Annotated in this window: 11 protein-coding genes; 7 read left to right on the forward strand and 4 right to left on the reverse strand. The window is 42.8% G+C overall.

Annotation, left to right across the window (positions count from 1 at the left end; all coding sequences use genetic code 11):
* Nucleotides 1-25 precede the first annotated feature (25 nt).
* The gene (locus LKE01_RS05045) at nucleotides 26-1,201 is read right to left on the reverse strand and encodes a hypothetical protein (protein ID WP_056982091.1); all 1,176 of its coding nucleotides are present in this window, start codon (nucleotides 1,199-1,201) and stop codon (nucleotides 26-28) included.
* Between the two features lie 406 nt (nucleotides 1,202-1,607).
* Here LKE01_RS05045 and trpX point away from each other — a divergent pair, with 406 nt between their 5' ends.
* The 5 genes from trpX (at nucleotide 1,608) to LKE01_RS05070 (ending at nucleotide 7,609) form a co-directional block, all read left to right on the forward strand.
* Nucleotides 1,608-2,609, forward strand: coding sequence for a tryptophan ABC transporter substrate-binding protein (trpX, locus tag LKE01_RS05050; RefSeq protein ID WP_056982093.1), 1,002 nt, complete (start codon nucleotides 1,608-1,610; stop codon nucleotides 2,607-2,609).
* The gene (locus tag LKE01_RS05055) at nucleotides 2,606-3,505 is read left to right on the forward strand and encodes an ABC transporter permease (protein WP_054769116.1); all 900 of its coding nucleotides are present in this window, start codon (nucleotides 2,606-2,608) and stop codon (nucleotides 3,503-3,505) included. Before trpX ends, LKE01_RS05055 begins: the two co-directional genes overlap by 4 nt.
* Nucleotides 3,498-4,271, forward strand: coding sequence for an ABC transporter ATP-binding protein (locus LKE01_RS05060; protein ID WP_056982095.1), 774 nt, complete (start codon nucleotides 3,498-3,500; stop codon nucleotides 4,269-4,271). The genes LKE01_RS05055 and LKE01_RS05060 overlap by 8 nt, the downstream gene beginning before the upstream one ends.
* A gap of 296 nt (nucleotides 4,272-4,567) precedes the next feature.
* Nucleotides 4,568-6,088 carry a YfcC family protein gene (locus tag LKE01_RS05065; RefSeq protein WP_054769115.1) on the forward strand — a complete coding sequence of 507 codons (1,521 nt, stop codon included), beginning with the start codon at nucleotides 4,568-4,570 and terminating at the stop codon, nucleotides 6,086-6,088.
* 174 nt (nucleotides 6,089-6,262) lie between these two features.
* Nucleotides 6,263-7,609, forward strand: a complete 1,347-nt coding sequence (locus tag LKE01_RS05070; protein ID WP_056982096.1) for a M20 family metallopeptidase — start codon at nucleotides 6,263-6,265, stop codon at nucleotides 7,607-7,609.
* 72 nt (nucleotides 7,610-7,681) lie between these two features.
* Here LKE01_RS05070 and LKE01_RS05075 read toward each other — a convergent pair whose 3' ends face one another.
* The 3 genes from LKE01_RS05075 to LKE01_RS05085 form a co-directional block, all read right to left on the reverse strand.
* Entirely contained in the window at nucleotides 7,682-7,915 is a 234-nt protein-coding gene (locus tag LKE01_RS05075; RefSeq protein WP_054769114.1) for a helix-turn-helix domain-containing protein, read from the reverse strand.
* 10 nt (nucleotides 7,916-7,925) lie between these two features.
* Nucleotides 7,926-8,396 carry a DUF2975 domain-containing protein gene (locus LKE01_RS05080; RefSeq protein WP_056982097.1) on the reverse strand — a complete coding sequence of 157 codons (471 nt, stop codon included), beginning with the start codon at nucleotides 8,394-8,396 and terminating at the stop codon, nucleotides 7,926-7,928.
* Between the two features lie 203 nt (nucleotides 8,397-8,599).
* Nucleotides 8,600-10,003: a sugar porter family MFS transporter gene (locus LKE01_RS05085; protein WP_054769112.1), complete on the reverse strand. Its 1,404-nt coding sequence runs from the start codon at nucleotides 10,001-10,003 to the stop codon at nucleotides 8,600-8,602.
* Nucleotides 10,004-10,332: 329 nt separating this feature from the next.
* On the opposite strand from LKE01_RS05085, the gene LKE01_RS05090 reads away from it, so the two are divergent.
* Together LKE01_RS05090 and LKE01_RS05095 are read left to right on the forward strand one after the other, a co-directional pair.
* On the forward strand, nucleotides 10,333-10,905 hold the full coding sequence (locus LKE01_RS05090; protein ID WP_056982098.1) for a MarR family winged helix-turn-helix transcriptional regulator: 573 nt from the start codon (nucleotides 10,333-10,335) through the stop codon (nucleotides 10,903-10,905).
* 335 nt (nucleotides 10,906-11,240) lie between these two features.
* Nucleotides 11,241-12,248, forward strand: a complete 1,008-nt coding sequence (locus LKE01_RS05095; protein WP_056982099.1) for an acyltransferase family protein — start codon at nucleotides 11,241-11,243, stop codon at nucleotides 12,246-12,248.
* Nucleotides 12,249-12,292: the final 44 nt, after the last annotated feature.

A 12,292-nucleotide genomic window follows, 5' to 3' on the forward strand; every position in this document is an offset into this window, starting at 1 on the left:
GGGAGGCTTCTCATTTCTCAACTATTTAGTTATCAACTTTCCCCAAAATAAACGTATAACTGTTTTTCCGCCCAAACATATCATGCTCTGGATAGTTGAACGAAATGTTGTTGACGATTTGAATCCCAATCTTGTAACCCGAAAGTGAAGCCCGCTTGCTGGCAGTGTAGCCTTCCTTATCCAACAGCTTTTTAATGCCGGTAATCTTGGTTGCATTCGATGCCTTTCGATGAGCATACAACCACTTTTGAATGGTCGGGAATGCTTTGATTTCAGTATAGCCTTTGGTGCTGGTAGGATCCGATTCGCCGCTCATGCTGTCATCGAAATGGTCATAATTATAAACGGCAATTTTTGACAGTCCTAGATCCGGCTGTGAATTAGGAAACAGTTTTACAATTTCTCTCGCCAACTTTTGGTTTTTACCTGTTTGAATGTACTTACTAAAGTCAGTGTTATTCACGAACTGATCGATTGGCACGTAGTTCATGCCGGTATGATCAGGGTTCGAGCCTTCAGTAATGGCAGCTGCCGGAACATATCCATGAATGCTTTTGGACGTCCCATCAGGAGAGCCATCCAGATAAACGTAGTTCGAATTCTTGCCATTGTGGCGCATCACAATATTGGCAGTCTTAACATAATTGGCACCTGGATAATGCTTTAGGTTGGCCACTTTCTTGGTGTGTTTGTAATTCCACATATAGACGTTCTTAGACTTGTAGCTGTCTTTAACGTGGAAAGAATCGTATTTTCCATACCATTTGATGCTGGTAATCTGGTAACCATAAGGGCTGAATCCACGCTTTAAAGCATTTGTGCGTATGTATCCAGCAATACTGCCATAACGGTTATTGACATAATAATAGTTGGCACTTTTTAAATGATGGTAGATTCTGACTTTCTTCTGAACGAACCAGGTCGTCGTCTTATACTTGGAAATCTTAATCCCCTTTTTATGGAAGACGGCTGGTTTAATCTTTTTTGCATTCACGCTTTGCTGGTTAACCCAAAGAGTTGCTTTGGTCTTGGGTGTCGCGTGAAAGGCAACGTCCGATCCTGAATTAGTCTTTATCTGGTAAGTCTTCAATGTTTTGACGCGATAATCCCCGTGGGCAGCTTGCGCCGACTGAGGATTGGCGATGACTGCCAGGACAACGAATGCAGCCATTAAGCCAAGAAGTTTAACAAATTTTTTCATGAAACGAGCCCCCTCTTTCACTAATAGGTTATCATACTGACGTTACGGCCGTGTTAAATCATGCATGCATTTCTGTCATAATATTCAACCTCACATGTTGACGAAAGATACACAATCATTTAAAATTATAGGTATTCTATCACGAAAGGAAAGATTGTCATGAGTTCACTTGTTAATCGCAGTTGGCAAAGCCGGTAACAAGTCACATCGATACAGATGCGACTTGATCTTAAGCATGCGATCATGAACGCATCTGTACCGGCAATCTTTCGGAAAACGAACGGTCTGTACAGATGATTCCGGCAGGCCGACTAACCACGAGTATTTCGGTCTGGCCGGAGTACTCGTTTTTTGTTCGCGTTAATGATGGGTTTATAAATTATTTATATTGAGGGAGACAGCTATTATGAAGAAAAAATATTTAATTTCAGGCGTTGTATTAATCTTTGTCGTCATTCTGGGCTTTGCATTTTTCCAAGGCCAGCAGAAACAAAAGACGCAAGCCAAGCCAACCGTTGGAATTCTCCAACTGATGTCGCATCCAGCTCTGGATGCCATCCACAAAGGAATTATCCACGGACTTGAAGAGGAAGGCTACAAGCCTGGCAAAAACATCAAGATCGATTTTCAAAATGCCCAAAATGATCAAAGTAATTTGAAAACAATGAGCACAAAGTTCGCTAACGAGGACGCCGACCTTTCAATCGGAATTGCCACCCCGTCAGCTCAGGCATTAGCCAACACCATTACCCACAAACCGGTTATTTTAGGTGCCATCACTGATCCAAAGGGTGCCGGTTTAGTCAAGAACAACACCAAGCCAGGTGGAAACATTACCGGTGTTTCCGACCAGGCACCATTAAAAGAACAGCTCAACATGATCAAGCAATTCATGCCAAAGATGAAGACATTGGGAATCATTTATACTTCCAGTGACGATTCAGCCGTTGCCCAATATAAGATGTTTGTTAAATTGTGCAAGCAGGAAAACGTTCATTTGAAAGCATACTCAATTGCCAACACCAACGATTTGACTCAGGTTGCCGAACAAGCCGTTCGTTCAGTTGACGCCATTTACGTTCCGACTGACAATACGATTGCCGGGGCAATGCAGACATTGGTTGGTGCTGCCAACAATGCCAAGGTTCCAGTCTTCCCTGCCGTTGACACAATGGTTAAAGAAGGCGGCGTTGCCACATATGGTATCGACCAGTATCAATTGGGTGTTGCCACTGGTAAAATGAGTGCTCAGATTTTGAAGGGTAAGAAGAAGCCATCAAGCACCCCAATCAAGTTCTTCCGTCACGGAAAATTAATCATTAATGAAAAACAAGCTAATAAGTTGGGCATCAAGATTCCTGCAAATCTATTGAAGGAAGCCCAACAAAAAGGAGAATTGATCAAATGAGTATTATCGTATCAGCCATCGGCCAGGGATTAACCTGGGGAATTGTCGGAATCGGCCTTTTCCTAACTTTTAGAATCCTTGATTTCCCCGACATGACCGTTGAAGGAACCTTTCCCATGGGTGCGGCAGCCTGTGTGGCAGCCATTTACTCTGGGGCATCCCCACTTGTCGCAACCTTAATTGCGTTTGTCGCCGGCATGCTGGCCGGATTAGTCACTGGTTTGCTATATACAAAAGGGAAGATTCCGGTGCTGTTAGCCGGAATCCTGGTTATGACCGCCGCCTACTCAGTTAACCTGAGAATCATGGGCCGGGCCAACCTTTCATTGTTCGACAAACCGACAATGTTGAAAAACCACTTTTTGGAATCACTACCGCCTTACTTTGACAGTGTCGTTCTGGGAATTGTCGTGGTTGCAATCGTGACGGCCCTCATCGTCTACTTTCTACAAACCAACCTCGGGCAAGCCTTTATCGCCACTGGTGATAACCCCAACATGGCGCGTTCGCTGGGAATCAGCACCGACGCCATGCAGATTATGGGCCTTGGCGTTTCCAATGGTCTGATTGGTTTGGGTGGTGCGTTGGTTGCCCAAAATAATGGTTTTGCCGACGTTAACATGGGAATTGGTGTCATCGTTGTTGCCTTGGCTTCCATCATTATTGGTGAAGTCGTCTTTGGCGACCTGACGATGAATCAACGACTGATTGCTGTTACGATTGGAAGTATTTTATACCGATTTGTCATTCTGTTAGTTCTCAAGATGGGCTTCAATGCCAACGATTTGAACTTGATTTCAGCCATCGTCTTGGCATTGTTCATGATGTTCCCGGTTTTGGAGAAACGCTTCCGAATCCGCCATACTTTAGCAAAGGGGATGACCAAGCATGACTGAGCCAATATTTCAATTAAATGATATTGTCGTCACCGTCAATCAGGGAACCCCTGAGCAGATTAACATTATGGACCACGTTAATTTATCCGTCTTTCCTGGAGACTTCATCACGATTCTGGGATCAAACGGTGCCGGGAAATCTACTTTATTCAACGTCATCGGCGGCAACATCCCTGTCAGCCATGGTCAGATCCTTCTAAACGGCCGTGACATCACCAGCATGTCGGTGGAGCGCCGAACCCGCTTCTTGAGTCGGGTATTCCAAGATCCTAAGATGGGAACTGCCCCACGGATGACGGTTGCTGAAAACCTGCTGCTTTCCGAAAAGCGCGGTCAGCACCGTGGCTTCGGCCCTCGTCATCTGAAAGCTCACATGGATAAGTTCAAACAAATTACCTCCACGATGAATAACGGCTTGGAGCATCGTTTGAACACAGCTACCGGAAAGCTTTCCGGTGGTCAAAGACAAGCTCTGAGCTTCTTGATGGCCACCATCAAGCGCCCTGAGATTCTCCTTTTGGATGAACATACAGCAGCGCTTGATCCTCAGACTTCTCAAGAATTAATGACCGCCACGAATGACCAAATTACCCGAAATCACCTTACATGCCTGATGATCACCCACCATTTGGATGATGCGTTGAAGTATGGTAACCGGCTGATTGTCTTGGATAACGGTAAGATCACCTACGATATTGCCGGTGATGAAAAGGATAATTTAACCAAAGAAGAATTACTTGGCTTCTTTAGTGATATCGAAGAATAATTAAGCATCACACAAACTGCTTAATAATCAATATATAAGAGTGGCAGCAAGGATTTCCTCCTTGCCGCCACTCTTTTTTGTTGCCTTTCTTGCATTATGAGAAAAATACAAGCGCTTTCTTTTTAAATTTTATATCACCTTATTTATAATAAGGGCGTGCAAGTGATCTATAAGTGTTCTGAATTGTGAATCCTTTATATAATTTCATTTTTATATAAATAATTCGAATTTTCTTCACAGAATCTTTATAGATTTTTTGTAAAATCTAGTCAGTAAAGGAAAAGGAAGTGAACAATATGCAAAATCAACAATCAACTCCGAAGAAACGTCGATTTAAGATGCCTTCAGCGTACACGATCTTATTTCTGATTATCATATTTGTAGCTATTTTAACTTGGATCATTCCCGCGGGTCAGTACAACACCGATAAGGCCGGCAATATCATTGCCCACACTTATAAGGCAGTTACTTCAAATCCACAAGGAATTTGGGATGTCTTCTCCGCCCCAATTTATGGAATGGTCGGTAATGATACGACTGAAGGTGCAATATCCGTTTCACTATTCATCCTGGTCATTGGTGGATTCTTGGGTGTCGTTAACCAAACCAAGGCCTTGGATGATGGAATTGCGACTGTTGTTTCAAAATACAAAGGCAAGGAAAAAGTTTTGATTCCCCTGCTGATGATTTTGTTTGCACTTGGTGGGTCAACTTACGGCATGGCCGAAGAAACCATTGCCTTTTACCCACTGTTAATTCCAGTCATGATTGGAGTCGGCTTTGATTCACTGGTAGCCGTCGCCATCGTGCTGGTTGGTTCTCAAGTCGGCTGTCTGGCATCAACGGTGAACCCATTTGCGACCGGTGTTGCTTCACAGACGCTTCATATTTCACCCGGTGACGGAATTATTTCCCGGGCCGTGTTATTCGTCATTGTGGTTGCAATCAGTATCCTGTTTGTTTACCGTTACGCAGCCAAAATTGAAAAGGATCCTTCCAAGTCACTTGTGTTCGAACAACGTGAGGAAGACTTGAAACGATTCGCGTTAAATCATGAAGATCAACCCGGTTCAAAAATGACCGGCCGTCAAAAAGCAGTTCTTTGGGTATTTGGCCTGACCTTCTTAATCATGATCATGGGCTTGATTCCATGGGATCAAATCAACAAGAGCTGGACATTCTTTACCAGCTTTACCAAATGGATTCAAGGCGTCCCTGTCTTAGGCAGTCTGATTGGTTCAAAACTAGTACCGTTTGGTTCATGGTACTTCACCGAGATTACCACCCTCTTCTTCTTAATGGCAATCGTGGTTATGTTCGTCTTCCATATGAAGGAGTCGACATTTATTGAATCATTCTTAGCTGGAATGAGTGACTTCATGGGCGTTGCCATCGTTGTTGCCGTTGCGCGTGGTATTCAAGTTGTCATGAACGATGGAAATATTACCGCAACCGTCCTCCACTGGGGTGAGATGGGATTGTCCAACCTCGGTTCAGTTGTCTTCATCATCCTGGCATATATCTTCTATATCCCAATGTCTTTCCTGATTCCATCAACTTCCGGCCTTGCAGCCGCAACAATGGGAATCATTGGACCAATGGGTAAGTTTGCCGGCGTTGACCCAAGCTTGGTTGTCACTGCATATCAGAGTGCATCCGGCTGGGTTAACCTGATTACCCCAACTTCAGGAGTTGTAATGGGGGCATTAACGATTGCTCACGTCAACATCACCACTTGGTGGAAATTCATGTTCAAATTGATGGTTTACCTGTTCTTGGCTACAGCAATATTCTTAGGGGTAATGGCCATAATTTAGAGTGCGACAAGGACTGGGTGACGCGGTTTCTAAGCTGATTTTGGTTTAAGCCCAGGCTTGGGCTTGAATCAAAATCAGCTTAGAAACCGCGTCAGGTCCGTCGAAACACGTTTCCACAAGGTAAAATGAAACCTAAACACCACAAATTTCACAACTTAGGAGGCACCAACAAAAATGTCAGAAAAATTAGTCACTGAAAAGGAACAAAATGAAGCTGTTGAAGGTTTAAAACGCTTAGTCAGCAAACCTTCAGCTTATGATCAAAACACCGTTTCCAAAACCACACCATTTGGCCAGGGAATTGATGATGCATTGACTGAAGTTTTGAAGATTGCCAAGGAAAATGGCTTTAAGACTTTTAAAGATCCAGAAGGCCATTATGGTTACGCTGAGATTGGCTCCGGTGATAAGATCTTTGGAATTATCGGCCACATGGACGTCGTTCCGGCCGGTGATCCAAATGACTGGGATTCTGACCCATTCACAGCAACAATTAAAGACGGCTATATTTATGGCCGTGGTACTCAAGACGACAAAGGGCCATCAATGGCGGCAATGTTTGCTGTTAAGGCCCTGGTCGATCGTGGCTATCAATTCAACTGTCGCATCCGGTTCATCTTTGGTACAGACGAAGAAACCCTTTGGCGGGGAATCGCTGTCTATAACAAGAAGGAATCCCCAATTGATTTCGGGATCGCGCCTGATGCGGAATTCCCACTGATTTATGCGGAAAAAGGATTGGAACAGTCATATTTGGTTGGTCCTGGAATGGATGACCTTTCAATTGACTTGAAGAATGCCTTTAACGCCGTTCCTGCCAAGGCACCGTACGATGGGCCAAAGCTGGACGAAGTCAAAGCATCCCTTGATAAACACGAGTTCAAATATGAAGATCACGGCAGCGACGGCATTACCGTTGTTGGGAAAGCCGTTCACGCCATGAATGCCCCTCAAGGAACCAATGCTGTACTGCGTTTGGCAATTGCCTTGGATGATGTCTTTCCTAACAAAGTCCTCGACTTCTTCGGTAAGAAATTCAAAGAAGACGCAACGGGTTCCAACCTGTTGGGCGATGTTGAAGATCAGCAATCCGGTCACTTGACCATGAACATCTCCAGTCTCAAAATCGATAAGAATGAGACAAGGATGCAAGTCGACATGCGCATTCCTGTCACAGTTGATCACGATGAATTGATCGAAAAGCTCAAAAAAGCCGCTGAACCTTATGACTTGCACTACGAAGCATTTGATTACGTTGCTCCACTGTATGTGCCAACTGACAGTGACCTGGTCAAGACTTTAATGTCAACCTACAAAGACTTAACCGGTGATGATACGCAGCCACAAATCTCCGGCGGTGCAACATTTGCCCGAACCATGCATAACTGTGTGGCTTATGGTGCAATGCTTCCAGGAACTCCTGATTTTATGCATCAAGTCAATGAAAATTGGGAACTCAAGAGTATGTACAAAGCCATGGACATTTATGCTGAAGCGCTCAAACGCCTCTGCACTGATTAATAAAGTAACGGAAAAGGCAGCCTCGAGACTTAGTCTTGAAGCTGCCTTTTTTGATATTTAAAATCCGATCCATTATTTTCTGGACTCGGAATCTGCCCCTTTAGCTGGAACATATTCGATAAGATCGCCAGGCTGACAATTTAAAACGCGACAGAGGTCTTCCAAGGTCGAAAAGCGAACTGCCTTTGCTTTGCCCGTCTTTAGAATTGAAAGGTTGGCCATGGTAATGCCAACTTCCCGTGATAACTCGGTTAAGCTCATCTGACGATCCAAAAGAATTTTATCCAAATTAATTTTAATTGGCATGATGTCCTCCCTAAACCGTCAAGTTGTTCTCATTTTTAATTGCGATCGCACTCTTCAAACATTCCACGAGAATGGCAATAACGGCATAAATGCCAAAGGGAATAACCACAAAGCAGCCGGTAATAATGATTGCAAGCCAAGCCATTCCCGGTCCGCCCATCGCAAAAATAGTCGGTGCAATCCCCAAACTAATAAACGAAATGATTAAAACCTGGTTTTTAATTCGTTGGACAATTGCCAGTGTCTGCTCGGTAAAAACGTACTGATGGCGGATTCGGTTAAGCAGCCGATTAAGTAATAAGGCAACATAACAGCCCAAACCAATTTCAATCCAAATAGTCGCAAGCATGATCCAAAGTTGGTATGGCATATCACGTGGAGCACCAAAGGCTTGAAAAAGCATCACCGTCCCCAAAGAAACAAAAATCACGACTGCAGCAAGAATAATGGCTTTTAAAAATAGAATTTTCCCTTTCAACATTAATGACCTCCCCTAACAAGTTGCATTTATCATACAGCACGATTTATCGATATTCAATATGTATTTATTGATTACCGATGTATCTTTATCGAATGTTAATAAATTCAAACCGGAATCTTCATGCAAATCAAAAGGACGCTGCCTCTCTTTAATCACAGAAACAGCGTCCTTCATTCATTATTTAATTAAAATTGGTTCAGCAGTTACCTAGCTTCCTTGGCAGCTTTTTCAGCTGACTTTTCAGCAGCCTTGTGACGCATTTCCATTTCAATTTCCTCAAGTGACTTTCCACGGGTTTCTGGAACCATGAAGATGACGAAGAAGATTGAAACAACAGCGAAGAATGTAAATACGGCAAATGGTCCACCAACGTTGTTATTGAATACGTGAAGCAACTCCAAGAAGAATTGAGAAACGATAAAGTTTCCGATCCAGTTGGCAGCTGATCCGATTGACGTACCAACACCACGGACATTCAATGGGAAAATTTCACCGATCATCAACCAGCAAATTGGGCCCCATGAAACCGCAAATCCAAAGATGTAAATACCGATTAAAATCATTGTTGGAACGGCTGCGTCTTGAACCTGTAAAGTGAAGTTCAAGATTGAGAGGATTCCAATTGAAAGTGCCATGACGATTGAACCAAACAACAGGATGGTCTTTCGGTTGAACTTATCCATGATGTTGTATGCCAATATGGTGCAGACAAAGTTGACAACTCCAATTCCAACTGAAATCCAAATGGCGTTGCTTTCAGGGAATCCAAATCCTTTGATAAATACTTGTGGTAAGAAGTAAATGACTGAGTTAATTCCAACTAATTGCTGTAACAGCATTAACAGAATCGCAACAATGACAGCTGGACGAGCAAATGTGAACAGCTCTTTTAAGCCGCCTTTAGGCTGATTGGCAACCATTTGAATGTCGGCCAACTCTTTGTCTGGATCTTCTTTAGGATTGTTCTTACGCAATTCGTGAAGAACGTCTCGAGCTTCATCAATGTTACCCTTCTCAACCAGGTAACGTGGCGATTCTGGGAGAATGATTGAACCGATGAACAACAGAAGTGCTGGAATCAAAGCTGATCCGAGCATCCAACGCCAGTCACGCAACCCCAAAAGGTTGTGATGCAGGAATCCCAAGTTTGAAACATATGCTAAAAGGATTCCCAAAGTGATCATCAGTTGAAACATGGTTCCAAGTGAACCACGGTGAGGTGCGTCGGCTAATTCTGCCAGGTAAGCTGGTGTTAATGCTGATGCAGATCCAACGGCAAAGCCTAAAATAATTCGGGCAATAATCATTGAAACAAAGCCCATCGCAAACATTGATAATCCAGATCCAATCAAGAATAGAATGGATGCCAAGACTAACAAACGCTTTCGACCAAACTTATCAGACAATGAACCGATTGACAATGCACCAACCGATGAACCAATCAAAACAGATGAAACAATAAAACCAGTCTGTTCGGTTCCTAAACTAAAATTGCTTTCAATCAATGGTGAGGCGCCTGAAATAATACCAGTATCAAATCCAAATAATAGGCCACCTAATGCACCAAAGAAGAAAATAAAGAATGTACTTAAATGTCTTGCTCTCAAGATGTGTCCCTCCCCAGGGAATAATTTGTTGAACGGTTACATATTGTAAGCCCTTTCATTGTAAATGTAAACGTTTTACTAGATAAATTTTGGAATAATTTCTCCTTTCATCATTCACTTGAAACTAGCTACAGTGTAAAAATTTATGTGCTGAAATTCAAGCATTTACATTTTGCACAATGATTTACACCAAATAACAAATTCACCATGAAAATAATTTCGGTTTTGGCATGATACTTAGGTACCGAAACATTTCTCTTGCCTTCCTAAAAATATCGTGTATACTTCTAATTGTTAGGTACCTAAGTAAAATACAAAGGAGAATTAAAATGGCAGATACTAATAAAAGAGAACTACTCGCCAAGCTGTTTGGTTTCATTCATGGCTGCCAGCGATTTGCCCGTCACCAAGCCCGTCCTTATCACTTAAGGGGTCAAAATCGGGTGTTGGTTATTTTGGCAAAAGAAGGCACGTTGATTCAAAGCCAACTAGCTGAAATTATGGACATTCGACCATCATCAATGACTGAACTGCTATCCAAATTGGAAGAACGCGGATTGATCACCCGCACTCCCGATGAGAAGGATAAACGCGTAACCAACGTTTCCATTACTGATGAAGGTAAAAAAGCAATTGCTGACGATGATTCGACTGACGATATGCTTAACGAAATTTTCGCCGGATTATCTGATGAAGAACTCACTCAACTCAGTGAACTGATGGATAAATTAAACGGTTCATTGAAAGACAAACTGCCTGCCCGTGACGAAGAATCACCTTGGGGCGGCAAGTTCCACCACCACGGATTTGGCGGCGGTCACCATGGCCCTCATAGTTATGGCATGCCACCATTTGGCGGGCCCCACGGACATGGACCCAAAAGTTTCTTTCCAGAACATTAATGATTAATCCTCAAGAGCCGGTAGCAAACTTCATGTTTGCAGCCGGCTTTTTTACATAGAATCACACATTTAGTTTCAATTTGTTAAAGTCCTTAAGTAAAATAATTTATCCGTATAAATTGTGGTAAAATCTATTTGGTCAAAATATATTAGCCCTGAATTTGTGGATGACCAAGCCCCAGAATCAACCTATACCAGGTTTTAGCCGTCCACCTCAGTTTTCTATATTCCCTCAAATTCACAGACTTCAATTTTGATTTAAGCCTGCCTTAAGGTTGATAATGTAAAAATAACATACCGCATTTATCAAAAAGGATGGTGATTGGAACACAATTATGGTGAAAAAGAGAATTGAATGGATCGATATTGCCAAAGCTTACGGTATCATCGCTGTAGTATTCGGCCACGCGCTTGCGAGCGGCAATACAACCAATATCATTTACTGGTGGCACATGCCACTGTTCTTCATCGTTGGCGGCTTCTTCTTAAAGCCGATCGATGCCACGAAACTTGAACATTGGAAAAAGTTCTTTAATAAACGAATTTATAAGGATCTGCTGATTTACTTCATCGCTGGAATCGGCTTAATCCTTCTATATAGTCTTTTGTACAATAAAGATTGGGATTACCTGATCAACCACTTATCAAGGTTGCTGGTCGGCGGCAGGACATTAAACCTGTACACCACCACATTTTGGTTCGTAAATGTGTACCTGCTGTCGATTACCGCAGTGACACTACTGATTTCCACGGTAAAATCCAAGATTGGCCAATTTACAATTGTCACCCTTGGTCTGTTTCTATCAACCTGCTATGACAAAGTTGATTGGATGAACTTATACAGTTTCCAGACCATGCCGTGGAATCTGGATATCGTCTTAATTGCCGCATTCTTCACTTACATTGGTTACCTATTCTTCCACACAAATTGGAAATGGATTGAAAAACCCATTCCAATCACGCTTTTAATTGGCTCATCATTACTCTTGATTGGCTTGTATTTAAATCATCAATTTGACTTTGAATTCTCAATGAAGTCGCATTTGATTCAGACTTCCGAGCCAAAGATCCTAATGATTGCCGCGATTCCATTGATCTTCTCATTTGGCGTCATGGGCATCTCGTACTTGTCCAGTCAGCTGCCAATCGGCTTGTTCTTATCGACCATTGGTAAGCACACCATGATCATCATGTATCTTCATGGCGCACTGCTTGATATCGCCGAACAGGCAGGTATTGAAGATGTCGTCTTGAAGGTCATGATTGCGGTTGTGATTCCGATGCTGCTGGCATTACTCAAACAACCGGTCGTCAAAAGAAGCAGTGTTTATTTACAAAGTTAACTAAATATCAATCCAAAAAAGAGCTTGAAGACAAATCTTGTCTT

It is taken from the genome of Lentilactobacillus kefiri (assembly GCF_007989105.1).
Lineage (GTDB): Bacteria > Bacillota > Bacilli > Lactobacillales > Lactobacillaceae > Lentilactobacillus > Lentilactobacillus kefiri.